The sequence below is a fragment of the Actinomarinicola tropica genome (assembly GCF_009650215.1).
In the GTDB taxonomy this organism is placed as follows: domain Bacteria; phylum Actinomycetota; class Acidimicrobiia; order Acidimicrobiales; family SKKL01; genus Actinomarinicola; species Actinomarinicola tropica.
Genome location: NZ_CP045851.1, coordinates 1,732,533 through 1,758,437, shown reverse-complemented (window position 1 = coordinate 1,758,437; position 25,905 = coordinate 1,732,533). Strand labels below are relative to the sequence as shown.

26 protein-coding genes are annotated in these 25,905 nt (G+C 72.9%); 4 read left to right on the top strand and 22 right to left on the bottom strand.

Features of this window, described 5'->3' with window-relative positions; genetic code table 11:
• Positions 1-19: 19 nt before the first annotated feature.
• From hisS to ruvC, 12 genes are all read right to left on the bottom strand, one after another.
• Complete coding sequence (gene hisS / locus GH723_RS08640) at positions 20-1,279, bottom strand: histidine--tRNA ligase (protein ID WP_153759268.1); 1,260 nt, start codon at positions 1,277-1,279, stop codon at positions 20-22.
• 9 nt (positions 1,280-1,288) lie between these two features.
• Entirely contained in the window at positions 1,289-2,824 is a 1,536-nt protein-coding gene (locus GH723_RS08635) for a hypothetical protein (protein WP_153759267.1), read from the bottom strand.
• Between the two features lie 11 nt (positions 2,825-2,835).
• Positions 2,836-4,116: a hemolysin family protein gene (locus GH723_RS08630; RefSeq protein WP_153759266.1), complete on the bottom strand. Its 1,281-nt coding sequence runs from the start codon at positions 4,114-4,116 to the stop codon at positions 2,836-2,838.
• A 13-nt stretch (positions 4,117-4,129) separates the two neighbouring features.
• Complete coding sequence (locus GH723_RS08625) at positions 4,130-6,349, bottom strand: RelA/SpoT family protein (RefSeq protein WP_153759265.1); 2,220 nt, start codon at positions 6,347-6,349, stop codon at positions 4,130-4,132.
• Between the two features lie 57 nt (positions 6,350-6,406).
• Positions 6,407-7,552 carry a protein translocase subunit SecF gene (gene secF / locus GH723_RS08620; RefSeq protein ID WP_153759264.1) on the bottom strand — a complete coding sequence of 382 codons (1,146 nt, stop codon included), beginning with the start codon at positions 7,550-7,552 and terminating at the stop codon, positions 6,407-6,409.
• Positions 7,549-8,979 carry a protein translocase subunit SecD gene (gene secD / locus GH723_RS08615; RefSeq protein WP_153759263.1) on the bottom strand — a complete coding sequence of 477 codons (1,431 nt, stop codon included), beginning with the start codon at positions 8,977-8,979 and terminating at the stop codon, positions 7,549-7,551. The genes secF and secD overlap by 4 nt, the downstream gene beginning before the upstream one ends.
• Entirely contained in the window at positions 8,979-9,284 is a 306-nt protein-coding gene (gene yajC / locus GH723_RS08610) for a preprotein translocase subunit YajC (RefSeq protein WP_153759262.1), read from the bottom strand. The genes secD and yajC overlap by 1 nt, the downstream gene beginning before the upstream one ends.
• A gap of 90 nt (positions 9,285-9,374) precedes the next feature.
• Positions 9,375-10,508, bottom strand: a complete 1,134-nt coding sequence (gene tgt, locus GH723_RS08605) for a tRNA guanosine(34) transglycosylase Tgt (protein WP_153759261.1) — start codon at positions 10,506-10,508, stop codon at positions 9,375-9,377.
• Positions 10,505-11,518, bottom strand: a complete 1,014-nt coding sequence (gene queA, locus GH723_RS08600; RefSeq protein ID WP_153759260.1) for a tRNA preQ1(34) S-adenosylmethionine ribosyltransferase-isomerase QueA — start codon at positions 11,516-11,518, stop codon at positions 10,505-10,507. The genes tgt and queA overlap by 4 nt, the downstream gene beginning before the upstream one ends.
• 42 nt (positions 11,519-11,560) lie before the next feature.
• Positions 11,561-12,652 (bottom strand): Holliday junction branch migration DNA helicase RuvB, encoded by a 1,092-nt coding sequence (gene ruvB, locus GH723_RS08595; protein ID WP_229023197.1) that lies wholly within the window; start codon positions 12,650-12,652, stop codon positions 11,561-11,563.
• 4 nt (positions 12,653-12,656) lie between these two features.
• On the bottom strand, positions 12,657-13,265 hold the full coding sequence (ruvA, locus tag GH723_RS08590) for a Holliday junction branch migration protein RuvA (RefSeq protein WP_153759259.1): 609 nt from the start codon (positions 13,263-13,265) through the stop codon (positions 12,657-12,659).
• The gene (ruvC, locus tag GH723_RS08585; protein WP_153759258.1) at positions 13,262-13,759 is read right to left on the bottom strand and encodes a crossover junction endodeoxyribonuclease RuvC; all 498 of its coding nucleotides are present in this window, start codon (positions 13,757-13,759) and stop codon (positions 13,262-13,264) included. Before ruvC ends, ruvA begins: the two co-directional genes overlap by 4 nt.
• Before the next feature lie 84 nt (positions 13,760-13,843).
• Here ruvC and GH723_RS08580 point away from each other — a divergent pair, with 84 nt between their 5' ends.
• The gene (locus GH723_RS08580) at positions 13,844-14,836 is read left to right on the top strand and encodes an ABC transporter ATP-binding protein (protein WP_195210611.1); all 993 of its coding nucleotides are present in this window, start codon (positions 13,844-13,846) and stop codon (positions 14,834-14,836) included.
• Positions 14,833-15,657, top strand: a complete 825-nt coding sequence (locus GH723_RS08575) for an ABC transporter permease subunit (RefSeq protein WP_153759256.1) — start codon at positions 14,833-14,835, stop codon at positions 15,655-15,657. The genes GH723_RS08580 and GH723_RS08575 overlap by 4 nt, the downstream gene beginning before the upstream one ends.
• Before the next feature lie 21 nt (positions 15,658-15,678).
• Here the strand turns inward: GH723_RS08575 and GH723_RS08570 are convergent, their stop codons facing one another.
• Positions 15,679-16,149, bottom strand: a complete 471-nt coding sequence (locus GH723_RS08570; protein ID WP_153759255.1) for a peroxiredoxin — start codon at positions 16,147-16,149, stop codon at positions 15,679-15,681.
• 11 nt (positions 16,150-16,160) lie between these two features.
• Positions 16,161-16,964 (bottom strand): hypothetical protein, encoded by an 804-nt coding sequence (locus tag GH723_RS08565; RefSeq protein ID WP_153759254.1) that lies wholly within the window; start codon positions 16,962-16,964, stop codon positions 16,161-16,163.
• 55 nt (positions 16,965-17,019) lie between these two features.
• On the opposite strand from GH723_RS08565, the gene GH723_RS08560 reads away from it, so the two are divergent.
• Together GH723_RS08560 and GH723_RS08555 are read left to right on the top strand one after the other, a co-directional pair.
• Positions 17,020-17,469 (top strand): RNA polymerase sigma factor, encoded by a 450-nt coding sequence (locus tag GH723_RS08560; protein WP_153759253.1) that lies wholly within the window; start codon positions 17,020-17,022, stop codon positions 17,467-17,469.
• Complete coding sequence (locus GH723_RS08555; RefSeq protein ID WP_153759252.1) at positions 17,462-19,033, top strand: Kelch repeat-containing protein; 1,572 nt, start codon at positions 17,462-17,464, stop codon at positions 19,031-19,033. The genes GH723_RS08560 and GH723_RS08555 overlap by 8 nt, the downstream gene beginning before the upstream one ends.
• 9 nt (positions 19,034-19,042) lie before the next feature.
• Here GH723_RS08555 and GH723_RS08550 read toward each other — a convergent pair whose 3' ends face one another.
• The 8 genes from GH723_RS08550 to GH723_RS08515 form a co-directional block, all read right to left on the bottom strand.
• On the bottom strand, positions 19,043-19,792 hold the full coding sequence (locus GH723_RS08550; RefSeq protein ID WP_153759251.1) for a YebC/PmpR family DNA-binding transcriptional regulator: 750 nt from the start codon (positions 19,790-19,792) through the stop codon (positions 19,043-19,045).
• Entirely contained in the window at positions 19,792-20,394 is a 603-nt protein-coding gene (gene pdxT / locus GH723_RS08545; RefSeq protein ID WP_153761143.1) for a pyridoxal 5'-phosphate synthase glutaminase subunit PdxT, read from the bottom strand. Before pdxT ends, GH723_RS08550 begins: the two co-directional genes overlap by 1 nt.
• Before the next feature lie 58 nt (positions 20,395-20,452).
• Positions 20,453-21,355, bottom strand: a complete 903-nt coding sequence (pdxS, locus tag GH723_RS08540; RefSeq protein ID WP_153759250.1) for a pyridoxal 5'-phosphate synthase lyase subunit PdxS — start codon at positions 21,353-21,355, stop codon at positions 20,453-20,455.
• A gap of 76 nt (positions 21,356-21,431) precedes the next feature.
• Entirely contained in the window at positions 21,432-22,529 is a 1,098-nt protein-coding gene (locus GH723_RS08535) for a DUF3048 domain-containing protein (RefSeq protein ID WP_153759249.1), read from the bottom strand.
• Positions 22,530-22,534: 5 nt separating this feature from the next.
• The gene (locus GH723_RS08530) at positions 22,535-23,206 is read right to left on the bottom strand and encodes a M48 family metalloprotease (protein WP_153759248.1); all 672 of its coding nucleotides are present in this window, start codon (positions 23,204-23,206) and stop codon (positions 22,535-22,537) included.
• Positions 23,207-23,304: 98 nt separating this feature from the next.
• Positions 23,305-23,856, bottom strand: coding sequence for a LemA family protein (locus tag GH723_RS08525; protein WP_153759247.1), 552 nt, complete (start codon positions 23,854-23,856; stop codon positions 23,305-23,307).
• 72 nt (positions 23,857-23,928) lie between these two features.
• Positions 23,929-25,005, bottom strand: a complete 1,077-nt coding sequence (locus tag GH723_RS08520; RefSeq protein ID WP_153759246.1) for a glycosyltransferase family 4 protein — start codon at positions 25,003-25,005, stop codon at positions 23,929-23,931.
• Positions 25,006-25,014: 9 nt separating this feature from the next.
• Positions 25,015-25,905, bottom strand: coding sequence for a phosphatidylinositol mannoside acyltransferase (locus GH723_RS08515; protein WP_153759245.1), 891 nt, complete (start codon positions 25,903-25,905; stop codon positions 25,015-25,017).

The following is a 25,905-nucleotide window of genomic DNA, read 5'->3' as shown; positions in this document are numbered from 1 at the left end:
ATCTCGTGGGTGGTGTCGCTCACAGTCGCTTCCTCAGGTGGTCGATGACGGCGTCACGGGGGACGCGCTCTTGCTCACGGCTGCCGCGCAGGTCGCGCACGGTGACCTCGTCGGCCTCGGCCTCGTCGGCGCCGACGATGACCGCCCACGCGGCGCCCGACCGGTCGGCCGCCTTCATCTGGGCCTTCATCGAGCGGCCACCGTAGGCGCGGTCGGCTCGGAGCCCGGCGCGACGCAGGTCGGCGACGAGGTCGCGCGCGTGCGTGCCGTCGACGACGTCGACGACGAACGTGCCCGGCGCCCCGTCCGGACCGGGGAACACGCCCTCGGCGTCGCAGGCGAGGAGGATGCGCTCGATGCCGGACCCGAACCCGATGCCCGGCGTGGCGGGGCCTCCGAGGGCCTCGGCGAGCCCGTCGTAGCGGCCGCCGCCGCCGATGGCGTTCTGGGCGCTCGCGAGAGCGGTGGCCTGGAACTCGAACGTCGTGTGCGTGTAGTAGTCGAGGCCTCGGACGAGGCGCGGCTCGACGCGGTGGGCGATCCCGAGGGCGTCGAGGCCCTCGCGGACCCGCTCGAACCGGGCGATGGTGTCGGCGGACAGCGACGAGAGGATCGTCGGTGCGTCGTCGGTGACGCGGCGCGTGGCCTCACGCTTCGAGTCGAGCACCCGCATGGGGTTGGTGGCGATCGTGGGCCGGTCCGCCGGATCGAGGGCGTCGCGGCGCTCCTCCAGCCAGCGTCCGAGCGCGGCCGCGTAGGCGGCACGGTCCGCGGGGCTGCCCATCGAGTTCACGAGCAGGTCGACCTGGCGGAGGCCGAGCCGCGCGTAGAGGTCGGCCTGGAGGGCGATGACCTCGACGTCGAGGTCGGGGTCGTCGGATCCGAGCGCCTCGATGCCGAGCTGGTGGTGCTGGCGGTACCGACCGGCCTGCGGACGCTCGTAGCGGAAGTTGGGCGCGGCGTACCACGCCTTCCAGGGGGTGCCGACCGGGCGGTGCTGCACGTAGGCCCGGACGATGGACGCCGTGCCCTCGGGACGCAGGGCGATGCGCCGGCCGCCCTTGTCCTCGAAGTCGTACATCTCCTTGGTGACGATGTCGGTGGCCTCGCCGACGCGCTGGAAGACGGCGAGGTCCTCGAACATCGGCCCGACCACGAGCCCGTAGCCGGCGCGCCCGACGTGGTCGGCGAAGGTCGCGACGAGAGCGGCCCAGCGGTCGGACTCCGGCGGGAGGACGTCGCGGGTGCCGATGGGGGCGGTGAAGGACGGGTCGGCCACCCGGCGAGACTACCGGCCGGTCTCCCCCGCCTCGGACCCGTTCGCGGGCCCCTCAGGGACCCACCACTCGAACCCGTGCCCCTCGCCGGCACGTCGGTAGCGGTCGTGGAGCAGCGCCAGCAGCTGCGGGGCGCGCGCCTCGATGATCCCGGCGCTGAAGGCATCGACCCCCACGACCGACGGCTCCAGGTCGACCAGATCCGCCGTGGCCCGCTCCCACAGGCGGGCGTCGAGGTGCTCGGGCGACCAGCCGTTGATCGTCGCCGCCTGGCCGTGCCCGGACCGGAGGAGGACCCGGGGGTCGCCCCACACGATCACCGCGTCGGACGGCGCGGCCAGCGCCCGGAGGTCGGCCGCGGCCGCGGAGGTGGCGGCGTCGGAGGGGTCGAGCTCGCGGGCGATCGCGCTCCGCTCGTCGGCGCTGGTGCCCCCGCCGTGCTCGACGAGCAGCCGCCCGCGACCGGCCACGACCCGGGCGGTGGGCACCGCGAGGAGAGCGAGGGCGAGCGCTCCCGCCGCGAGCCACCGGCGGTCGAGCCCGGCGTCGAGGACCACCTCGACGCCCACGACCGCCAGCATTCCGAGGGGCACGACGACCACGTACGCGAGGTAGAGCCACCAGAGCTGGACGAGGAACGTGGCCGCGCCGAGCGCGACCCACGCCACCATCGCCAGGCCGAGCGGGTGGCGGCGTTCGCGGAGGGTGCGCCAGGTGCCGAGGCCGGCGAGCAGGAGCACAGGTCCGAAGAACCGCAGCAGGTCGACGGCGGTGGCACGCAACCGGCCGACGGGCCGACCGACGCGCTCGCTCACGCCGAGCGGCACCTCGAACCACGTGCGCAGCGTGTCCTCCAGCGCGCCGTGCGACGCCACCCACGCCAGGTGGACGAGCACCGGCACCGCAGCGGCCAGGCACCCGACGACGAGCGCCCGCAGCGGCCTCCGCGTCCGCTCCCGGCTCGCCACCGCCGCGACGCACAGGGCGCCGACGGGGACGACGACGAGCACGAGCTTGAACATGGCCACGACGGCGAGCGCCGCGCCGGCCGTCACCGCCCACCCGTCGGGCCGTGCCTCCGTGCGCAGCGCGGCGAGGCCGGCGGCGATCGCGACGAGGATCGGCAGCCCGACCAGGACCTCGACCTGGGTGAGCACGGCAGGCGACGCCGTCGCGTAGGGCCAGCCGACCACGAGGACCGGGACGAGCGCCAGAGCCCACGATCGGCGCACGATCGGTCGGGCGACCAGGACGGCGACGACCGCCAGGGCCAGCTGCCAGACGAGCTCGAGGAGGTGGGCACCGACCGCGGACCCGCCGGGGGCCACCTCGGCCGCCATGAAGAACCAGAAGATCCCCGGCTGCTTCAGGTCCCAGACGTCGGTGTAGAGCCGCCGCCCCTCGGCGAGCTCGTCCGCGACGAGCGAGAAGAGGGCCTGATCACCGGTGAGCGGCAGCGGGATGCAGGTGGCGACCGCCGCGACTGCGACGAGCGCACCGACCGCCATCGGCAGCAGCTGCCGCCCGAGGTGCGCCGCGCCGTCCACGGCCGCGCACGCTACTCGTCGTGGCGCTCGCCTCTCCGCCGTCGGAGCCGGACCTCCGCGATGGCGCGGCGGCGGATCCGCGTCACCTCGAACCGCCAGTCCCCGACCTCGACGGCGTCGCCCGGCCGGTCGGGCAGCCGTCCCAACTGGTCGAGCACGAGGCCGGCGACGGTGGTGAAGGGCCCGTCGGGGACGTCCTCCAGGCCGAGGTCGGTGAGGTCGTGGACCGGGAAGCGCCCCGAGACCAGCAGCGAGCCATCGTCGTCGTGGATCACCGCCGCGAGGTCGGGATCGGCCTCGTCGTAGATCTCGCCGACGATCTCCTCGATGAGGTCCTCGACCGTGACGATCCCGACGCTGCCGCCGTGCTCGTCGACGACCACCGCCAGCTGGGCGTGCCGGTCCTGGAGCTCGTGGAGCGCGGCGAGCACCTCGGCGGTCTCGGGGAGGACGGGGAGCTCCTGCACCAGCGGGGCGACGGCCCCGGAGGGATCGCCGAGCAGGTCCCGCAGGTGGACGAAGCCCGTCACGTCGTCGAGGTTGCCGGCGGGGGCGACGGGCGCACGCGAGTAGCCGCTGTCCGCCAGCTGCCGGAGCGCCTCGCCGACCGACGACTCGGACGCCAGCACGACGACGTCGGGGCGCGGCCGGAGGACCTGGGCGAGCGTCCGCTCGGCGATCTCGAAGGCGCCGTCGATGATGCGCCGCTGGTGCGGCGTGAAGCGGACGCTGGTGGCGACCATGTCGCGCAGCTCCTCCTCGGTGGCCTCCCCCCGCCCGAGCGCCGGATCGCCACCGGCCAGGCGGACGACGACGTCGGTGGAGCGCGAGAGCAGCCACACGGCCGGACGGGCCAGCGTGGAGAGGACCGAGAGGGGGCGAGCGGCGAGCAGTGACCAGCCCTCGGCGCGCTGCATGGCGACGCGCTTCGGGGCGAGCTCGCCGAGGACGAGGGTGACGTAGCTGAGCACGATCGTGACGGCGACGACCGACACCGGGCCGGCGGCACGGCCGAGGAACCCGAGCGGCTCCTCGAGGGGCTCGGCGAGCGACACCGCCGCCGCGGCCGAGGCGAGGAAACCGGCGAGGGTGATGCCGATCTGGATCGTGGCGAGGTAGCGGTTGGGGTCGCGTGCGAGCTGCGCGAGGGCACGACCGCCGGCGGCCCGCTCCTCCAGCCGACGCACCTGGGCGTCGCGCAGGGTGACGAGCGCCATCTCGGTGCCCGCGAACAGGGCGTTGACCATCACGAGCAGCACGACCAGCGCCAGCTGGAGGCCCGTACCGCTCATGGACACGAGGGAGCTAGGTGCCCTTGCCGGGCAGGACCCGGTAGGCGTCGTAGACCGAGTCGATGCCCTTGATGGTGCTGATCAGCGAGTCGAGGTGGGACGGGTCGCCGAGCTCGAAGTCGAAGCGCATCTTCGAGATGCGGTCGGAGCCCGTCGTGGTGGTGCAGGCGATGATGTTGACGTGGTGGTCGGCGAGCACCGCCGAGACGTCCCGCAGGAGCCGCGAACGGTCGAGGGCCTTGACCTCCATCGAGGCGACGAAGAACCCCGAGGGGGCGCTGTCCCACTCGACGTCGATCAGCCGGTCGGCCTGTCCCATGGAGAGCGACACCGCGTTGGCGCAGTCGGCCCGGTGGACCGAGACGCCACGGCCGCGCGTGACGAAGCCCATGATCTCGTCGCCCGGCACGGGCGTGCAGCACCGGGAGAGCCGGACCATGACGTCGTCGAGGCCCTCGACGTGCACCCCCGACGACGAGCCACGCGGGCGGCGCGCCGCCGTGGACCGCGCGGTGCGGGGAAGCTGCTCCTCGATCTCCGGCTCGCCGCCGCGCAGCGCCTTGGCGACGCGCCCGGCGACGGACTGCGCCGAGACGTGGTGCTCACCGATCGCGGCGTGCAGGGCGTCGACGTCGGCGTAGTTGAGCTCGGTGGCGACCTCGGACAGCAGCGGCGACCGGGCCAGCTTCTGCACGGGCAGGCCCTCGCGCCGCAGCGCCCGCTCGAGCTCGTCACGCCCGGTCTCGATCGCATCCTCGCGACGCTCCCGGGAGAACCACTGGCGGATCTTGTTGTTGGCCCGGGGCGTGACGGCGATCTTCAACCAATCGCGCGACGGCCCGGCGCCCTCCACCTTGGAGGTGAAGATCTCGACGGTGTCGCCCGAGGTGAGCTTCGAGTCCAGCGGGACGAGGCGACCGTTGACGCGGGCGCCGATGCAGGCGTGGCCGACCTCGGTGTGGATCGAGTAGGCGAAGTCGATCGGCGTCGACCCCACCGGGAGGGTGACGACCTTGCCCTTCGGGGTGAAGACGAAGACCTCGTCCTGCTCGAGGTCGATCTTCAGGTTCGCCATGAACTCCGACGGGTCGGAGGTCTCCTGCTGCCAGTCGATGATGCGGTTGAGCCACGCGACGTCGTCCCGGGACGCCGCGTCCTTGTAGGACCAGTGGGCGGCCACGCCGTACTCGGCCCGGTTGTGCATCTCAGTGGTGCGGATCTGCACCTCGAGCGGCTTGCCCTGCGGCCCGACCACCGTGGTGTGCAGCGACTGGTACAGGTTGAACTTCGGCATCGCGATGTAGTCCTTGAACCGCCCCTGCACCGGCTTCCACGTGGCGTGGATCGAGCCGAGTGCCGCGTAGCAATCCTTCACGGTGTCGACCGTGACGCGGATGCCGACGAGGTCGTAGATGTCGTCGAACTCGCGACCCTTCACGACCATCTTCTCGTAGATGCTCCAGTAGTGCTTCGGCCGGCCGGTGACCTCGGCCTGGATGCGCAGCTCGGCGAGCCGGGACTCGACCTGGTCGAGCACCTGCATCAGGTAGATCTCGCGCTCGGGCGCGCGGGTGGAGACCATCTGGTCGATCTCGGCGTAGCGCTTGGGGTGCAGGGCGGCGAACGAGAGGTCCTCCAGCTGCTGCTTGAGCTCCTGCATGCCGAGCCGGTGGGCGAGCGGCGCGTAGATGTCGATCGTCTCCTGCGCCGTGCGGGCCTGCTTCCACGACGGCATCGCGGCGATCGTGCGCATGTTGTGGAGCCGGTCGGACAGCTTGATGATGAGGACCCGCAGGTCCTTCGCCATCGCGATGAGCATCTTGCGCATCGTCGCCGCCTGCTGCGCCTCCTTGGAGTCGAACTTCAGGCGGTCGAGCTTGGTGACGCCGTCGACGATGGCCGCGACGTCGGCGCCGAGCTCTCGCTCGACGTCGGCGAGCTCGAGGCCCGTGTCCTCGACCGCGTCGTGGAGGAGCGCTGCGGCGATGGTGGTCTCGTCGAGTCCGAGCTCGGCGACGATGCGGGCGACCGCGAGCGGGTGGGTGATGTACGGCTCGCCGGACATGCGGGTCTGGCCGACGTGGGCGTCCCGCGCGATCTCGAACGCCCGGGTGATCGTGGCGATCTGGTTGCGGGCGTCGCGGCCGCGGAACGCGGTGACCAGGGGCGCGACCTCGACCGCGGGCGGGGCGAGCTCTCGACGCCAGGGAAGGACGCGGTTGACCGTGGCCACGCGCTCAGGCTACCGGTCGGCCCTCACGGGGAGGGCACCCCCGCGGCACGGCCGACGTCAGCGCTTCTTGCCCTTCTTGCGCGGACGGGGCGGATGGGTCGCGGTCGGTGTCGCCACCCGGGGGGCAGGGCGGGGACGCTCCCCCGACTCCGAGCGTCCCACCGGGCCCTTGGCCGCGGCCGGGGTGCCACGCTCGTCGCGCAGGGCCGCGGCCTCCGCTGCGGCCACGACGGCGGCGGCGTCGTCCTGGTGGCCGCCCAGCTGCTCGCGCACGTCCCGGATCTCCGGCTGGCGCTCCTTCAGGAAGAGCACCGCCGGTACGGCGACGAAGAGGGACGAGTACGCACCGACCAGCAGACCGACCGCGAGGGCGATCGCGAACTCCTCGAGCGTGGCCGCGCCCATGATCCACGAGCCCACGACGAGCAGCGAGAGGACCGGCAGCAGCGACGTCAGCGAGGTGTTCACCGACCGCATCAGCACCTCGTTGCTGGCGTGGTTGGCCATGTCGGTGTACGTGAGCCGGTTCCGGACGCCGACGAGGGGACGCATCTCGCGGAGCTTGTCGAACACGACGACGGTGTCGTAGAGGGAGTAGCCGAGGATCGTGAGGAACGCGATCACCGTCGCCGGGGTCACCTCGAACCGGAAGATCGAGTACACGCCGATGGTGATGATGATGTCGTGGACCACCGCCACGAGCGCGCCGACGGCCATCCGCCACTCGAGCCGGACGGAGATGTAGAGCGCGATGGCCACGAAGAAGAACACCAGGGCGCGCTGGGCCTCTGCGGTGATCTCGTCGCCCCAGGACGGCCCCACGGTGTTGATCGACACCTGGCCCGCATCGACGCCGGCCGCGTCGGCGAGGGCGTCGACGACCTCCTCGTTCGCGTCCACCGCCTCGACCCCTGCCTGGACGCGGATCGTGCGCACGCCGCTGCCCGAGGTCAGCACCTGGATGCGCGCGCCGTCCTGGCCGACCGGCCGCAGGGCGTCGCGGACGTCCTCGATCGACAGGTCGTCGGTCTCGACCTCCCAGACGGCGCCGCCCTCGAAGTCGATGCCGAGGTGGAGCCCCCGCACCGCGAGCGAGCCGAGGCAGACGAGCACGGCCGCCGCGGACACGACGACCATCTTCGGCCAGACCTTGCGGAGGTCGAAGCCGGGGTTGCCGCTGTAGAGGCGCTGCACGAGCGTCACGACGCACCTCCCACGGCCACGCTGCTGGCCACGTCGTCGCGACGGCGAGGTATGCCGAGCCAGCCGGGACGTTCGTGGAACCGGCGCGAGCGCCCCAGGGCGACGACGAGCGGGCCCATGAAGAAGTACGACACCACGAGGTCGAGCAGGGTGGCCAGACCGAGGTAGAACGCGAAGCCCCGCACCGGCCCGATGCTGAGCCAGTACAGGAGGGCGGCGCCGATGAGCGTGGTGACGTCGGCCTTCACGATCGTGGAGAACGCCGAGCTGAACGACCGCTCGACCGCCGAGCGCACCGGACGCCCGTCACGGACGTCCTCCTTCAGGTTCTCGAAGTAGACGATGTTCGAGTCGACCGAGACGCCGATGGAGATGATGAGACCGGTGACCCCGGCGAGGGTGAGGGCCAGTCCCTGGGTGGCGCCGAACCAGCTGATGATCGTCCACAGGAGCCCGAACGAGATCAGCAGCGACACGATGGCGACGACGCCCAGCACCCGGTAGTAGGCGACCATGAAGAGGGTCACGAGACCGAGACCGACCAGGCCGGCGACGATGCCGGCGTCGAGGGCGTCGCGCCCGATGGTGGCCGACACGGTCTGGGTCTGCTGGGGCTCGAGCTCCACGGGCAGCGCACCGAAGCGCAGGACGAGCGCCAGGTCCTTGGCCTCGCCCTCGGTGAAGTCGCCGTTGATCGAGATCTGGTCGCGGGTGAACTCCGGCGTCTGGATGATCGGCGCCGAGATGACCGAGTTGTCGAGCTCGATCCCGAGGAGGCCAGTCGGGCACTCGGGCTGCCGGGCGAAGCAGGTGGCGGCGATGTCGTTCCACGCGCCGATGGCGTCGTCGCCGGCACGGAGCTCGAGAGCGACGAACCACGAGCTGACGCCTTCGAGCTGGGCGTTGGCGTCCGCCACCGCCTCACCCCGGACCGCGGTGGGCCCCAGGCGGTAGCGGGCGATGACGTCGCCCTCGTCGTCGAGCTCCTCGAGCACGACCTCCTCGTCCTCCTGCGCGTCGTCCGGGGCGGTGGTCGGCGCGTCGATCGGTTCGCCGTCACCCGCCGCCACGGCGAGCGGGTCCTCCACCTCGAGCACCGGCCGGAAGCGCAGCGCCGCGGTCTGGCCGACCAGGTCGAGGGCGCGCTGGGGGTCGTCCACGCCCGGCAGCGACACGATGATGCTGTCGCCCTGGGCGGCGACCTCGGGCTCGGCGACGCCGAGGGCGTCGACGCGGCGACGCATGATCCCGACCGCCTGGTCGAGCGCCTCCTGCGACGCGTCCTCGGTGGGCTGGAGCACGACCGACACGCCGCCCTGGAGGTCGAGGCCGAGGAGCGGCTCGTTGTCGGCCGCGACGGTGTAGAGGAGCCCCGCCACCGTCAGGACGACGGTCGCGAGGATCGGGACGAGCTCGCGCCGCCGCATCAGACCCCGTCGGGTGCGTCGCCGGCGTCGCTCGGATCCGCGTCGGCGGCGCCCTCCTCGAACTCGACCTTGGTGGCGACGGCGCCCCGGGCGATGCGGATCTCGACGCCCTCGGACACCAGGAGGAACAGGTCGTCGTCGTCCTCACCGGTGATCGTGCCGTAGATGCCGCCGCTCGTCATGACGTCGTCGCCGACCGCCAGTGAGGAGATCAGCTCCTTCTGCCGCTTGACGCGCCGCTGCTGGGGCACGAGGAGGACCGCCCACATGACGGCGATCAGGATGATGAAGACGAGCCCGTCCATGGTGCAGGGTTCCTCACAGGTCGCAGTTGGGCCGGCCGGTCACGCTAGTCGCACCTCCGCCGGGGGTCGCGACACCCCTCCACGGACGGCTCAGGACCGGGGCGTCGCCCACACGTCGAGCACCTCTCGGCGCAGGGCGGCGAAGGTGCCCGCCTCTATCGCGGCGCGCATCCGCGCGACCAGGTCGAGCGTCCACGCCACGTTGTGCAGCGTGAGCAGGCGGGCCGCCGTCGGCTCGTCCGACATGAGCAGGTGGCGGAGGTAGGCGCGGGAGTAGCGACCGGTGCCGTCGCCGTCGAGGGCCGGGTCGAGGGGGCCGTCGTCGTCGGCGAAGCGGGCGTTGCGCAGGTTCATGCGGCCCGCGGACGTGAGGATCGTCCCGTGGCGCCCGAGCCGGGTGGGCAGCACGCAGTCGAACATGTCGACGCCGAGGTGCACGGCTTCGACCAGGCCGACGGGGTCGCCGAGGCCCATGAAGTAGCGGGGCTGGTCGGCCGGGAGCTCGTCCATCGTCGTGGCCAGGGCCTCGACCATCTGGTCACGGGTCTCGCCCACCGACAGCCCGCCGACCGCGTAGCCGTCGAACCCGACCTCGAGCGTGCGGCGGGCGCTCTCGACCCGCAGCACCGGGTCGGTGCCGCCCTGCACGATGCCGAACTGGGCCTGGTCCCGCCCCTGGCCGAGACGACGCTCGCGCTCGGCGAGGAACGCGGCCCGGCCCCGCGCCGCCCACGCCGCGGTGCGGTCGACGGCGGTGCGGACGACGTCGGCCGACGACGGGAGGGGCGGGCACACGTCGAGGACCATCTGGATGTCCGCACCGAGGGCGGCCTGGATGACCGCGGCCCGCTCGGGCGTCAGGTGGTGGAGGCTGCCGTCGTAGGTGGAGCGGAACCGTGCCCCGTCGTCGTCGACCTTCGGCTCGAGGCTGAAGATCTGGTAGCCGCCGCTGTCGGTCAGCACGTGGCCGGACCAGTCCATGAACCCGTGCAGGCCCCCGAGCCGGTCGATCCGCTCCTCCCCCGGCCGCAGCATCAGGTGGTAGGTGTTGCCGAGCACGATCTCGACGCCGAGCCGCTCGAGGTCGTCCGCGGCCAGCGTCCGCACGGCGCCGCGGGTGCCCACCGGCATGAACACCGGCGTGCGGTACTCGCCGCGAGGGGTGGCCACCACGCCGGTGCGGGCCGCGCCGTCCCTGGCCCGGACGTCGATCGTGAGCTTCACGAGCGGCCGCCGCGCCGCAGCAACATCGCGTCGCCGAAGGACAGGAACCGGTAGCCCTCCTCGAGCGCCGTCTCGTAGAGCCCCCGCCAACGGCGTCCGACGAAGGACTCGATCATCACGAGCAGGGAGGAGCGGGGCACGTGGAAGTTGGTGAGCATCAGGTCGACGGTGCGCCACGGGTGGTCGCCGTGGATGAAGATCTCGGTGCGCCCCTCGAGCTCGCCGGTGGCCGCCGCCGACTCGAGCGCCCGCACCGTCGTCGTGCCGATGGCGACGACCCGCTGCGCCCCCTCGCACGCCGCGACCGTCTCGGCGGGCACCCGGTAGGTCTCGGCGTGCATGACGTGGTCCTCGACCTTCTCGGCGGTGATCGGCCGGAACGTCCCGATGCCGACGACCAGCTCCACGCGCTCGATCCGGGCGCCGGCCTCCACGCAGGCGTCGAGGACGCGCGGCGTGAGGTGCAACCCCGCCGTCGGTGCGGCGACCGACGCCGGACGGTCGGCGTACACGGTCTGGTAGCGCTCGGGGTCGTCGAGCGCCTCGTGGATGTACGGCGGTAGGGGCACGCGGCCGTGCCGCTCGATGGCGGACATCTCGTCGCGGGCGCCGATCAGCCGGATGCGGCGGCGCCCCTCGCCGAGGTCCTCCCCCACCTCGACCTGGAGGTCGTCGGCGCCGTCGGCCGCCGAGAGGACCGTGCCGGGACGGACCTTGCGGCTCGGTCGGACGAGCGCCTCCCAGCCCTCGCGGGACGGCTCGAGCAGGAGCACCTCGACCTCGCCGCCGGTCGGCTTGCGGAGGAGCAGGCGCGCCGGGAGGACCCGCGTGTCGTTCACGACGATCACGTCCCCGGGGCCGACGAGGCTCGGCAGGTCGGCGACGGTCAGGTGCCGGGGTGCGGCACCCGGACCCTCGTCGACGAGGAGTCGGGCCGCGTCCCGGGGCTCGACGGGCCGCTGGGCGATGCGCTCGGGTGGGAGGTCGTAGTCGACGTCGGCGAGGTCCATGGGCGTCGCGAGGCTAACGGCACCGGGTGACGGGCCCTCGCGTCAGCTGAACAGGCTCGGCGGCTCGTCCCGCGGTGCGTCGACCGGCGGCTCGACGCCGAGGTGCTGCCAGGCCGCCGGGGTGGCGACGCGCCCTCGTGGCGTGCGCATGAGCAGGCCGAGCTGGATGAGGAAGGGCTCGTAGACGTCCTCGACCGTCTCGGCCGGCTCGCCCACGCTGATCGCGAGCGTCGACAGCCCCACCGGCCCGCCGGCGAAGCGGCGGCAGACGGCGTCGAGGATGGCCCGGTCCACCTTGTCGAGGCCCAGCTCGTCGACGCCGAAGACCCGCAGCCCCTCCCGGGCGGTGCCGTGGTCGACCACGCCGCTGCCCCGGACCTCGGCGAAGTCCCGGACCCGACGCAGCAGGCGGTTGGCGATGCGGGGCGTGCCCCGGGCCCGGCGGGCGATCTCGGCGGCGCCCTGGTCGTCGAGCTCGACGTCGAGGATGCCCGCAGCGCGCACGACGATGGCCCGCAGGTCGTCGGCGGTGTAGTAGTCGAGCCGGGCCACGAGGCCGAAGCGGTCGCGGAGCGGGCCGGTGATGAGCCCGGTGCGAGTGGTGGCGCCGACGAGCGTGAAGCGGGGGACGTCGAGCCGCAGCGATCGGGCGGCGGGGCCCTTGCCGAGCACGATGTCGATCTGGAAGTCCTCCATCGCCGGGTAGAGGACCTCCTCGACGGCGCGGGAGAGCCGGTGGATCTCGTCGACGAAGAGGACGTCGCCCTCCTCGAGCTGGGTGAGGATGGCGGCGAGGTCGCCGGCCCGCTCGAGCGCCGGGCCCGACGTGACGTGGAGGGCGGCGTCCATCTCGGCGGCGACGATGCCCGACAGCGTGGTCTTGCCGAGTCCGGGCGGACCGGCGAACAGCAAGTGGTCGGCGGCCTGCCCGCGCCGGCGGGCGGCCTCGAGGACGATGGCCAGGTGCTCCTTGAGCTCGGCCTGGCCGACGAACTCCTCGAGCCGGCGGGGCCGGAGACCGACGTCGTCGACGGCCTCGCCTGCGGGACGCCGCGACGCAGCAGGCCACCCGACCTCGCCCTCGGCATCGAGGTCCTCCGGCGTCGGCTCGGGGTCCAGGAGCTCCTCCCTCACCCCGTCACCGTGCCACGGCGAGGCGCTTCAGCGCCTCCTTGAGCAGCGCCGAGGCGTCGCCCTCGGCCGGGAGGTCCCGCAGCGCCTCGCGGATCTCGTCGGGCCCGTAGCCGAGCCCGGCCAGCGCGTCGTGGACGTCGGAGCGCGACGAGCCACCGCCAGCGGGCGCCGACCCCACCGGAGCCGAACGGGCGTCGTCGAGGTCCGGCACGTCGAGCTTGCTCTTCAGCTCGACGAGCAGGCGCTGGGCCGTCTTCTTGCCCACGCCGGGCACGAGGCACAGGGCGGCGAGGTCGTCGTCGGCCAGCACCCGGGCCAGCGACCCCGGCGGGTGCACCGAGAGGATCGCGAGTGCGAGGGCCGGCCCGACGCCGTGCGCGGACAGCAGCGCCTCGAACGCGATGCGCTCGTCGCGGGTGGTGAAGCCGTAGAGCGTCTGTGCGTCCTCACGGATGTGGTGGTGGACGTGCAGGAACACCTCGCCGCCGATGTCGCCGACGTCGAGGGCGGTCGAGGGGCTGACCGTGACCCGGTACCCGACGCCCTGCACCTCCACCAGCACCTCGCCCGAGAGCGTGCGGTCGAGCAGGTGGCCTCGCAGCGAGCCGATCATCGGGCGGCCTCCGCCGCCGCGGCCAGCGGCGCGTGCGCGATGTGGCAGAGGGCCAGCGCCGCGGCGTCGGCGGCGTCGGCCGGCCGGGGCGGGCGCGGGAGCCCGAGCAAGGTCTGCACCATCGTGGCCACGGCGGTCTTGTCGGCGGCGCCGTCGCCGGTCACGGCCTGCTTCACCTCGTTCGGCGAGTACTGGGCGACGACGCAACCCCGAGAGGCCGCTTCGGCCATGACGAGACCGGACGCCTGGCCCACCGACATGGCGGTGCGGACGTTGTGCTGGAAGAACACCCGCTCGATGGCGACGACGGCGGGCGCGAAGTCGTCGAACAGCCCCCGGACCTCGTGCTGCAGCTCGGCCAGGCGGAGCGGCAGCTCGGCGTCGGGCGGGGTGGTGATGATGCCGATGGCCACCGGCCGGGGACGACCGGCGCGCGGTTCGACGATGGCGTAGCCGCACCGGGACACACCCGGATCGATCCCGAGGACGAACACATGTACGACCCTAGTCCGGGTGGATCGCGGCGACGGGGACCCCGGACGCTTCAGGCCGGGGCCCTCCCGGCCGACGCACAGAGGGTGGACCCCACCTCCGACGACCCCATCGTCGCCCTGCGCGGCGTCGGCCGCGCCTTCGGCGACGTCGACGCGCTGACCGAGCTCGACCTGGTCGTCCCGGCCCGCAGCATCACCGTGCTGCTCGGGCCGAACGGTGCGGGGAAGACGACGGCCGTGCGCATGATCACCGGCGCGCTCGACCCCGACGAGGGCACGGTGCGGGTGTTCGGCCTCGACCCCGCCGAGCACGGCGCCGAGGTGCGCCGCCGCTGCGGCGTCGTGTCCGCCAAGCCGGCGCTGTACGACCGGCTGACCGGCTGGGACAACCTCGCCTACTCCGCCGAGCTGTACGGGCTCGGGCGTCGGGCCGACGACCGCATCCGCGAGGCGGCGGCGCGGTTCGGCATCGAGCACGCCCTCGACCAGCTCGTCGGCGGCTACTCGACGGGCATGAAGACCCGCCTCGCGCTCTCCCGCTCGGTCCTCCACGAACCGGACCTGCTCCTGTTCGACGAGCCGACGTCGGGGCTCGACCCCGAGTCGTCCTACGCGGTGCTCGACCTCATCAAGGAGATGCGGCGCGACGGCTCCACCGTCGTCATGTGCACCCACCTGCTGCTCGAGGCCGAGGGGTTGGCCGAGCAGGTGATCGTCCTCGACCGGGGCACCGACCTCATCTCCGGGACGCCCGAGGCCCTGACGGCGAGCTACTGGCCCGGGGCCGTCGTGCGCCTCGACGCCGAGGAGCCCGAGCGCCTCGATGCGCTGGCCGACCACGAGGGCGTCCTCGCCTACGAGCGCGCCCAGGTCGCCACCGTCCAGCTGGACACGCCCGAGCGGATCCCCGATCTGATCGCCGAGCTCGTCGGACGAGGCGTGCGCCTCACACGCGTCGAGCCGCACCGCCCGACGCTCGAGGACCTCTACTTCGCCGTGCGGGCGGAGCACCGGCCGCTGCGTGGCGCGCCGCCACCCCATCCCCCGGTCCGCAGCGACGCGGCGGTGGGCCGATGAACGCCTCACGGGTCGCGACGGTCATGCGCACCGATCTGAAGCAGCTGATCGGGGCCAAGGACTTCTGGGTGCCGATGGTCTTCCTCGGCAGCCTCTTCTTCCTCTTCATCCCGACGGTCCTGCTCCTCAGCATCACCGCCGTCGGCGACATCGACGCCGTGGGGCAGATCTCCCAGGCGCTCGAGGTCCTCCCGCAGGCGGCCCAGGACCAGATCCAGGGCGACACCGACGCCGGACGGGCCTCCTACGCCCTGGCCGTGTACCTGTTCGCGCCGATCGCCGTCGTCGTCCCGCTCACGATCTCCACTGCGGTCGGGGCGGCCACGATCGTCGGCGAGCGCGAGCGGGGCACCGGGGAGTTCCTCGCCCACTCGCCCGCCGACGTGAAGGAGATCTACCTCGGCAAGCTGATCGCCAGCCTGCTGCCCGGCTACGCCACGACGATCGTCGGCTTCGGCCTGTACTCGCTGATCGTCAACCTCATCGTCGGACCCGAGGTGGGCGGCTGGTTCTTCCCCACCGGCCAGTGGTGGATCCTGATGCTCTGGGTCGTGCCGCCGTTCCTCGCCCTCACCCTGTCGATCGTGCTGCGCCTCTCGGCTCGGGTGAAGAGCACCGCGGCGGCCCAGCAGGCGTCAGGGCTCGTGAGCCTCCCGCTCATCATGATCGCCTACAGCCAGTCGACGGGCGCCCTGTTCGGTGCCGGGCGCGCCACCGTCGTGATCGGCGCGCTGGCGTGGGCCTTCGCCGGCCTCGGCTTGTGGCGGGGCATGCGCGCGGTGAGCCGTGCCCGCCTCCTCGGCGTGGCCGACGGGATCTGAGCGGAGCTCCCCCGACCGTCCTCAGCCGATCGAGCGGACGGCGTCGACGATCTCGTTGGTCGGCCGGAACGTGAGCCCGGCGACGGCCCGGTGGGCGTAGCGGACGACGCCGTCCCCGTCGACGACGAACACCGAGCGGCGGTAGAAGCCGATCGGGCCGAGCACGCCGTAGCTCTCGCCCACCGCCTTGTCGGTGTCGGCGAGGAGCGGGAACGCGAAGCCGCCCTGCTTGTCGGCGAAGTCCTGGTGGCTCGGCACGTCCTGGGGGCTGATGGCCAGGACCTGCGCGCCGACGTCGGCGAACTGGTCGGCCTCGGTCGTGTACGTGGTGAGCTGGCGGGTGCAGACCGGCGTGTTGTCGCCCGGATAGAAGACGAGGACCACCGGTCCGCCCCGGAACCCGTTGAGCGCGTAGTCGCGGGTGCCCTCGGGCGTGCCGTCCGTCCCGGGCAGCGTGAAGTCAGGGGCCGGGTCGCCGACGGAGAGGGTCATGGGGGACGAGGCTACTCACCCGTGCCACGACGCTCGGTCGGGGGCGCGTCGTGCTCGAGGCGGTCGAGGAACCCGTTGATCGCCACGTCGATCTCGGTGACGGATCGGCGAGCGAGGAGGCGTCCGCCCCACCAGCCGGCCGCGGCGATCGACACGCCGAGCGGCGCGCCGAGGAGCACCATCTCCAACCCGTTGAGGACGACGAGCGTGCCGCCCACCGCGGCGCCGGTGGCCGCACCGCCGGCCGCCACACCGGCCTGACGTTGGCGCACCGGCGTGACGTCGAGGTCGATGCGCACGACGGCGTAGCCGTCGCGCAGGGGATCGGCCACGACTTGGACGTCGACGGCGCGCACGGCGTCGAGGTGGAGGCGCCCGCCGACGTCGAAGGCCCGCCGCGTGGTGGCCACCAGCCCGCGGCGCGGGACCCACCGCGACCCGGAGTCGAAGATCCGCTGCTGGGCGAACACCTGCCGCCGCAGGAACCGCTCGACCCGGGCCCTGACGCGGTCCGGGTCACCGGGCACACGCCGCACGGCGGTGATGGCGTTGCCCGTGGGGAGCGCGGGCCGCTCCTGCGGGAGCCCCGGGCGGACAGGGACGAGCTCGCTCAGCGCCCGGCGCACCGCCGTGCGGGAGAGGCCCGCCTCGACCGCCGCCTCCTCGACCACCGACGGGGCCACGAGCTCGGGCAGCATCGGCGCGATCGAACCGCTGGCATCGAGCTCCGCCGCTCGCGCCAGGACCTCGGCGACCTGCTCATGGGTCAGGCCACTCTCGCTGCGCTCGCTCCCGCGCTCGTCGCTCTGCGGCACGTGCCCGATCGTAGGCGCGTCGTACGATCCGGCTTCCAGGGGGTCTTGACGGGTGGTGGCACGCACGACGATCGACGAGGTCCTCACAGAGGTCAGGCCCCGGCTGGCGGCGGCGTTCGCTGCGACGTACGGCATCGAGCGCGGCGAGGAGGCGCTGGCCGAGGCGATGGCGTGGGCGTGGGAGCACCACGAGCGCGTGCTCGCCATGGAGAACCCGGCGGGCTACCTCTACCGGGTGGGCCAGACGAGGTCACGTCCCCGGCCGACGCCCAGGTTCCTGCCGTCGCCGTCCGAGCTCGGGATCGACGACGTGGAACCGGCGCTCGCGCCGGCGATGGAGGAGCTCACCGAGCGCCAGCGGACCTGTGTCGCTCTGGTGGTCGGCCTGCACCACAGCCACCAGGAGGCCGCCGACCTGCTCGGCATCTCCAAGTCCTCGGTCCAGCAGCACGTCGATCGTGCGATGGACCACCTCCGCACCCGCCTGGGGGTGACCCGTGCCTGAGAAGCTGGAGCACGACATCGAGCGCTACATCGAGGCGCTGTCGGCGCGGGTGGCGTCGTCCTCGACGCCGGTCGAGGCTCCTGAGCGGACGCCGGCGCCCCAGCAGGGACGGCTGCTGATGGCGGCCGCAGTCGTGGTGCTCGTCGCCAGCGTGGTGGCGGCGCTCGCGTGGCCACGCGACGAGTCCGGCGACGGGCCGGTGGCGACCGACTCGATGACGACCGAGGTGACCTCGCCGACCGACCCGGCCGAACCCGACGGCGTGCCCTCGGTCTGGCGGCCGATACGCGGCGCAGACCTGGACGTCGCAGAGAACGAGCCGCACGCGGTGTGGATGCTCGAGGACTTCTTCGTCCTCTACGCCGAGAACCTCGGCGCCGACCCACGCGCCGCGCGGGTCGATCCCTCCACTGCACAGCTGACGCCGATCGCCTCGCCGCCGATCGGGTGGAGGGACGAACCCACGGTGGTCTGGACGGGCCGGGAGGTGCTCGTGCTCGGGGGCAGCAGCGGCGTCGTGATCGACCCATACGGGGCGGCGTACGACCCGACCACCGACAGCTGGCGGGAGGTCGCCGGCCCGTCCGAGGACGTCGCGGAGTCGAGCCTCAACACCCTCGGCGACGGGGTGTGGACGGGCTCGGAGGTCGTGTTCTGGCGGACCGGGTGGGCGTACGACCCGACTGGCAACGCGTGGCGCTCGCTTCCCGCTGCTCCGTTGTCGCCGCGCTCTGGCGCCGCAGCCGTCGCCATCGGCGAGGACGTGCTCGTGTGGGGCGGCTGCGAGCCGGTCGTCGACTGCTACCGGGATCCGGACACGTGGCTCGTCGACGGGGCGCTCTACGTCGCGGCGACCGGCGAGTGGGAGCCACTGACCGACAGCCCGCTCGGTCCGGCTCCATTCGCCACCGCAACGTCCGACGGCGGGAGCGCGACCGTCGTCGCCCTCCACCTCGAGCACGATGGCGGCGGTTCCGATGTCGCGGCCCGGTTCTCGCCCGAGAACGGTTGGATCGACCTTCCGGACCCCGACGCGGTGCCGTGGTTCGGATCCGCCATGACCCAGGTCGGCGGCGCGGTGGTGCTGAGCGGGCCGGGCCACGGGGACAACCAGTGGGTCGTTCTGCGCCCGGGGGCTGATCGCTGGGAGCCGATCCCGTCACCTGCCACGACTCGCCGGTTCCATGCGCTCGCCGACGGAGCCGAGCACCTCCTCGTCGCCGGCGGATCGGCTGGAGGCCCCCCGGAGCTGCTCCCGATCGCGTCGGCCTGGGATCGCGACGTGCCGACGTCCCTCGACATCCCCGTCGAGGTCGACGTGCGGGACGGCGAGCCGTTCCTCGTGTTCACCGAACCCGCCGACCTGCCGCCAGGCACCGCCTACCTGACCGTCCGACTCGACGGTCGGGCCTGGAGCCGATCGTCGGCGGGCGCCGGACTCGGCGGGTCGACGCACGGGACGCGGCTCGACCCCGGGACCACGGTCATCGTCGAGGTCGTCGCAGTGGACGTCGACATGCTCCCGCTGGCCACGACGGAGCCGGTGACGATCGAGGTGCCCTGAGGGCGGGGCTCAGACCTCGACGGCTTCGAGGACGCTCTCGGGGATGTCGAAGTTGGCGTGGACGGCCTGCACGTCGTCGTGGTCGTCGAGCGCATCGACGACCTTCAGCACGGCCTTCGCCGCCTCGGCGGTCTCGAGAGCGATGACCGTCGACGACACCATCGACGCCTCCGCGGACTCCACCGGGATGCCGGCCTCGTCGAGGGCGGCACGCACGTCGCTGAGCGACGACGGTTCGCAGGTGACCCGCCAGGAGCCACCGTCGTCGACGATGTCCTCGGCACCGGCGTCGAGCGCGACGAGCATCAGGTCGTCCTCGCCCACCTCGCCCGGCACGAGGATCACGCCGCGGCGCTCGAACTGCCAGGCGACGGCGCCGGGCTCGGCCAAGGAGCCGCCGCTGCGGTTGAAGATCGTCTTGATCTCCGAGCCGGTGCGGTTGCGGTTGTCGGTGAGGACCTCGACGAGCAGCGCCACCCCGTTGGGGGCGTAGCCCTCGTAGGTGATCGACTCGTAGGTGACGCCCTCGAGCTCGCCGGTGCCCCGCTTGATCGCTCGCTCGATCGTGTCGAGCGGCACCGAGTTGTCCCGGGCCTTCTGGAACATCGTGCGCAGGGTGGGGTTCGAGTCCGGGTCGCCGCCGCCCTCGCGCGCCGCGACCTCCACCTGGCGGATCAGCTTCGCGAAGAGCTTCCCCCGCGCCTTGTCGGCGGCGCCCTTCTTGTGCTTGATCGTGGCCCACTTGGAGTGACCGGACATCAGCTCACCTCTCGAGGTCGGGTGCCGTCGCCCGCCTCCACGGCGGCGACGAGCAGCTGGTGGATGCGGGTGTCGTCGGAGAGCTCGGGGTGGAACGACGACACGATGACGTTGCCCTGGCGGCAGAGCACCGGGGACCCGTCGACGGCGGCGAGCACCTCGACCTCGTCGCCCACGCGCTCGACGACCGGTGCCCGGATGAACACGGCGTGGAACGGGTCCGCACCGGGCGGCGCGGCGAGCACGAGGTCGGCCTCGAAGGAGTCGACCTGGCGACCGAAGCCGTTGCGGCGCACCGCGAGGTCGATGGCGCCGAAGCTGCGCTGGTCGGGACGGCCGTCGAGGACCTCCGACGCGAGGAGGATCATGCCGGCGCACGTCCCGAGCGCCGGCATGCCGGCCGCCAGACGCTCTGCGAGCGGGGCGCGGAGCTCCTGGCGGTCGAGGAGCATCGAGATGGTGGTCGACTCCCCACCCGGCAGGACGAGCGCGTCGACGTCGGCGAGGTGGTCCGGGCGGCGGACCTCGAGGGTGCTCGCGCCGAGGCGCGCCAGGCTACGGGCGTGCGGTTCGACGGCCCCCTGCAGGGCCAGCAGTCCGATCTTCACCGGCCCCTGGAGGCCTCGAGTCGGCGGACGACGACGGCACGACGGCGTCGACCTACCAGCCGCGGTCGGCGAGCTTGGTCTCCAGCCCACCGATCTCGAGGCCCGGCATGGCCTTGCCCAGGCCCCGAGAGACCTTGGCGAGGATCTGCGGGTCCTGGTAGTTGAGCGTCGCCTCGACCACGGCCTTGGCCATGCCGGCGGGGTCGCTCGACTTGAAGATGCCCGAACCGACGAAGACGGCCTCGGCGCCCAGCTGCATGACCAGCGCAGCGTCGGCCGGGGTGGCGATGCCGCCGGCGCAGAACATCGGCACCGGGAGGCGGCCCGTCTCGTGGATCTCCTGGACGAGCGGCAGGGGGGCCTGGAGCTGCTTGGCCCACTCGAACTGCTCGGCGGCGTCGGCCTGGGTGATCTTGCGGATGTCGCCGAGGATCTGGCGGAGGTGGCGCACGGCCTCGACGATGTTGCCGGTGCCGGCCTCGCCCTTGGAGCGGATCATGCAGGCGCCCTCGGAGATGCGCCGCAGGGCCTCGCCGAGGTTGGTGGCGCCGCACACGAACGGGACGGTGAAGGCCCACTTGTCGATGTGGTGGACCTCGTCGGCCGGGGTGAGCACCTCGGACTCGTCGACGTAGTCGACGCCGAGGGACTCGAGGATCTGCGCCTCGACGAAGTGGCCGATGCGGGCCTTGGCCATCACCGGGATGGTGACGGCCTCCTTGATGCCCTCGATCATCTCCGGGTCGCTCATGCGGGCGACGCCGCCGTCACGGCGGATGTCGGAGGGGACGCGCTCGAGCGCCATGACCGCCACCGCGCCGGCGTCCTCGGCGATCTTCGCCTGCTCGGGGTCGACGACGTCCATGATGACGCCGCCCTTCAGCATCTCGGCCAAGCCACGCTTGACGAGCTGGGTACCGGTCTCGCGGCCGGCGGCGGGGGAAGCGTTCGACATGTCGCTCAGTGTAGGGCTCCGGGTCGGATGTCCCCAGCGGGTAGCAGGGACGGGACGGGGGGCCTCGCGCCCGGGTTCAGCCCCGCGGATCGGCCTCGAGGAACGACGGCGGGTTCTGGGGCTTCAGCAGCTCGACCCAGGTCTGGCCCGGCGTCAGCGGGACCACGTTGCCCTCGTCGTCGGTGAACGTGTAGGTGGCCTCCCGGGTCTCGCGCGTCCAGGTGCCGTGGATGGCCTGGCCCGCCGTCAGCACCCAGCCCTCGCCGCTGCCGACGCTGCGGGCCTCCGGCGACGTGGCGTCGAACGGGCTCACCGCGTACGGGGTCATGAGCAGCAGCACGTTGTCCGCGTTCACCTGCGTGCCGTCGGGGTCGACGTGCGGCGTGCCCCGCTGCCAGCGGAGGAAGCCGCCGGCCGGCTCGTCCCACACCCACTGGATGGGGTTCTGCCCGAAGGTGATGTCGACACCGAAGGTGGGCAGCGCGGTCTCGGGCAGGGCGTCGTCGGCGCCGCGCCAGGTGGCGAACGGCGGCGGCGAGCTGCCCTGGTCCGCCGCGGCGGCGTACAGCTCGCTGAGGTTGACGAACAGGTTGTGCGGCCCCCGGCGGCGGATGTCGCCGTCGTTGTTGAGACGGAAGAAGAAGCTGCCGAAGGGCGAGTCGTGCCCGGCCACGACGGCGACGTCGTTGTCGCGGATCGATCCCATCGTGCCGGCGTTGCCACCGGAGCTGGAGAACGTCGGACGCCCGAACATCGGCATCAGGTCGATGTCCGAGGTGCGGGCCGAGCGCACCGGCCCCACCGGGTCGGTGAGGTTGGTGTGGAAGATCGCGAAGAAGCGGCTCTCGTTGCCCTCGACCGCCTCCTCGATCACCACGTCGGCGGTGGTGATGCCCCGCTGGGGACGGGCGTTGGAGTTGTTGTTGTCGATCTTGACGATCATCGCCGTGCGCAGCGGTGCCAGCTCGTCGCCATCGGGGACGGGCAGGCCGGTGAGCTGCATCACCGGCGGCGGCTCCGTGGTGGTCGTGGTGGCCTCGGTGGTCGTCGTCGACGGCGCCGTCGTGGTAGAGGCGCTCTCGTCGTCGTCACCGCCGCAGGCGACGGCGAGCAGGGCGAGGCTGAGGACGAGGGCGACGAGGGTCGTCGCCCGTCGAAGCGGTCGGGTGGGCAACTGCGTCAGAGCTCCTGGAGCGTCGCGATGCGCTCCTCGATCGGTGAGTGGGCGGTGGCGGGCGGTTCGCCGCCCGTCGGGGACGGATCGTCGAGCCACAGGTGGCTGGTCGATCGCGGCACGTGGGGCACCGCGCTGGCGGTGCCCGTCTTCTCGAGGGCCCGGGTCAGCCCGGGCGGGTAGCGGGTGAGGCCGACGGCCTCGATGTCGGCCCGCACGTCGTAGCGGTCCGGCAGGAACCGGGCGAGCAGGCCCGGTGCGATCGATCCCAGGGGGACGAGCAAGGTGGCGAGGGCGACCTCGCCCCGCCGGACGCGGGCGAGCTCGCGTGCGACGACGCCCTCGAGCTCGATGCGGTCGAGGCGGTCGAGCAGCCCGCGGGTGAGGACGAGGGTCGTGTCGTCGGGGGACGTGCCGACGGCGAGGGAGTTGGCGGCATCGACGTCGATGATCGACAGCGCCGGCACGGGCAGTCCGCTCGTGGCGCACAGCCCGTCGACGAGGTTCCGCAGGCGCGGCTGCTCCCCCGACGGGACGGGCACGGCGTCGACGGCCTGGAGGACGCGCTCGGAGGTGCCGGCCAGCCACCACGCCACGGCGGCGCCACCGGCGACCGCCCCGACGAGCGCGCCGAGCCACCACGCCCCCAGCAGCGCGCCGAGGACGCCGAGGACCACGGCCCCGACGAGGGCCGCGGCGGCGATGGCGCCGAGGTGCAGCGTGCGCGCCCGGCGGTCGTGGTCGGTGAGGTGCTCGGACAGGGTGGTGCTCGGTCTCAGAACTGGACCTGGACGGGGCCGCGGGTCTCGTCGTCGGTCTCGAAGTACTCGCGCTCGGAGAACGAGAACATGTTGGCGAGGATGTTCGAGGGGAACGACTGGATCTTGGTGTTGTACTTGTACACGGTGTCGTTGTAGAACTGCCGCGCGTAGGCGATCCGCCCCTCGGTGCCGGTGAGCTCCTCCTGCAGCTGGAGGAAGCCCTGGTTCGCCTTGAGGTCGGGATAGGCCTCCGACAGGGCGAAGATCGACTTGAGGGCGCCGCTCAGCGCGTTCTCGGCCTCGGCCTGCTGGTGCACGCCCTCGGCCGACACCGCCATGTTGCGGGCCTGGATGACGCGCTCGAGGGTCTCCTGCTCGTGGGTGGCGTAGCCCTTGACCGTCTCCACCAGGTTCGGGATCAGGTCGTAGCGGCGCTTCAGCTGCACGTCGATCTGGGCCCAGGCGTTCTCGATGCGGTTCCGCAGGGAGACGAGCGAGTTGTAGGAGATGATCACGAACGCCACGAGGGCGATGACGATCACCAGGATGATCAGGAAGTAGACCATGGAGCTCCTCTCGGTGGCCCGACGATCATACGCGGCTCGCCCCGGTGCCACGGTGCACCGTCCCGACGACGCTCAGCGCGAGGCCAGGACCTCGTCGAACAGGTCGAGGTAGCGGGCGGCGAGGGCGTCCATCGAGAAGTGCTGGGCCCGCTCGATGCCGGACTCGACGAGCGACGCCGCCCGGTCGGCGTCGGTGAGGACGGTGCGCAGTGCACGGGCCAGCGCCGCCACGTCGCCCGGAGGCGGCAGGAGCGCGTCGCGCCCGGCCCGGGCCACGTTGCGGTAGCCGGGCAGGTCGGCGGCCACGACCGGGGTGCGGGCCGCCATGCCCTCGAGGAGGACGATGCCGAACGACTCGCCGCCGAGCGAGGGCGTGCAGAAGGCGCTGGCGCCCCGGATGCGTCGGGCCTTCTCCTCGTCGGAGATGCGTCCCAGCCACTCGATGCGGGGGTCGCCGGCGTGGCGGGCCCGGAGCATGTCGGTGTCCGGTCCGGTGCCGCCCACCCACAGGCGCACGTCCGGGGGCAGCTCGGCCATGGCCTCGAGCAGCACCGCCAGGCCCTTGCGCGGCTCGTGGCGGCCGATGAAGAAGATCGTCGGACCGTCCGTCGGCCACGGGGTCGCCTTCGCGAACCGGTCGACCTCGATGCCGTTGAAGAAGAGGTCGTAGGTGCCGCCGAGCGCGGTCTCCGCCAGGTCACGGGCGTCCTCGGACACGACGACGCGGCGGTCGAGGCGGGTCGCCAACCACGCCAACGCCGGTCGGGCCCAGGTGTAGGCGCCGATCCGGCCAGCGGCGTGGAACGTGCCGACCAGGGGCTCGCTCTTGAACAGGCAGGCGGTCATGTTGGGGCCGGGCACGAGCGGCTCGTGCAGGTTGAGCACGTCGAAGCGCTCGTCGCGCAGCGCCCGCATCAAGCGGAGCTGGGCGGCGGGGTCGGGTGCGATCGGGGCGACCGAGCCGTTCGCCGCCGTGGGGATGCTCATGCCGAGCGGCGTGACGCCGGCGTCGGGCGGCGGTCCGTCGCACGGGGCGAGCACGCGTGCGTCGTGGCCGAGCCCGCGCAGCGCCCGCGCCAGCCCCAGCACCTGGTACTGGACCCCACCGGGCACGCTCAGGCTGTAGGGGCAGATCAGGCCGACGCGCACGGACCCACGCTAGTGCCCGAGGTCGGCGCGGTCGCTGGGCCAGTTGGGCTGCATCAGGTGCCACTGCTCCGGCGCGGCCCGGATCAGGTCCTCGAGCGCGTGGGCGAGGTCCTGGGTGACGCGCGCGACGTCGTCCCGCAGGGAGCCCCGGCGCTCGACCGCGAGCGGGGGGTCGACCCGCGCGCGGTGCAGATCGCCGTCGAAGTAGATCGCGGTCGGCAGGATCGGCGCCCCGGTGCGGAGCGCGAGGGTGGCCGGACCAGCGGGCAGCGTCGTCCGCTCCCCGAACAGCTCGACCTCGACCCCACCACCACCGATGTCGCGGTCGGACAGGAGGCACACGGCATGGCCCGCCTTCAGGGCCCGCAGCACCTCGCCGCCGGCCGCGGGGCCGAGCGGCACGACGTTCATGCCGAGGGCACGGCGGAAGTCGACGAACCACTCGAACAGCTCCGGAGGCTCGAGCGCCTCGACGACGGCGGTGACGGGGACGTCCTCGATGGCGGCGAGCCAGAACGCCGCCCACTCCCACCCGCCCAGGTGCGGCAGGGCGATGATGACGCCGCTCCCCTGCTCGCGGGCCGCGACGACGTGGTCGTAGCCGGTGTAGGAGAAGCCGCGGTCGATGTGACCGGCGTCGAGGCCCGTGAGGCGGAACGACTCCGCCCAGTACCGGCCGTAGCTGGCGAAGGTGGCATCGACGGCGCGCCGCAGGTGGCGCCCCGAGAGCGACGGGTCGACCCGGCGCAGGTTGCGCTCGACCTGGGCGCGGCGGTCGTGCAGCGCACGCGAGGCGACGGTCCCGCCGGTGCGTGCCACGCCGCGGGCGACCGGCGCGGGGACGGCACGGGCGAGGGCGGCGCCGGCCCGGTAGAGCTGGACGACGGGCGGACGGCTCAC

What these genes read in the sequence shown, in the direction of transcription:
- pdxS (WP_153759250.1), bottom strand. Translation starts at nt 21,355, where the DNA reads ATGTCGAACGCTTCCCCCGCCGCCGGCCGCGAGACCGGTACCCAGCTC.
- GH723_RS08550 (WP_153759251.1), bottom strand. Translation starts at nt 19,792, where the DNA reads ATGTCCGGTCACTCCAAGTGGGCCACGATCAAGCACAAGAAGGGCGCC.
- GH723_RS08575 (WP_153759256.1), top strand. Translation starts at nt 14,833, where the DNA reads ATGAACGCCTCACGGGTCGCGACGGTCATGCGCACCGATCTGAAGCAG.
- secD (WP_153759263.1), bottom strand. Translation starts at nt 8,979, where the DNA reads ATGCGGCGGCGCGAGCTCGTCCCGATCCTCGCGACCGTCGTCCTGACG.
- GH723_RS08525 (WP_153759247.1), bottom strand. Translation starts at nt 23,856, where the DNA reads ATGGTCTACTTCCTGATCATCCTGGTGATCGTCATCGCCCTCGTGGCG.
- yajC (WP_153759262.1), bottom strand. Translation starts at nt 9,284, where the DNA reads ATGGACGGGCTCGTCTTCATCATCCTGATCGCCGTCATGTGGGCGGTC.
- queA (WP_153759260.1), bottom strand. Translation starts at nt 11,518, where the DNA reads ATGGACCTCGCCGACGTCGACTACGACCTCCCACCCGAGCGCATCGCC.
- ruvA (WP_153759259.1), bottom strand. Translation starts at nt 13,265, where the DNA reads ATGATCGGCTCGCTGCGAGGCCACCTGCTCGACCGCACGCTCTCGGGC.
- GH723_RS08630 (WP_153759266.1), bottom strand. Translation starts at nt 4,116, where the DNA reads ATGAGCGGTACGGGCCTCCAGCTGGCGCTGGTCGTGCTGCTCGTGATG.
- GH723_RS08570 (WP_153759255.1), bottom strand. Translation starts at nt 16,149, where the DNA reads ATGACCCTCTCCGTCGGCGACCCGGCCCCTGACTTCACGCTGCCCGGG.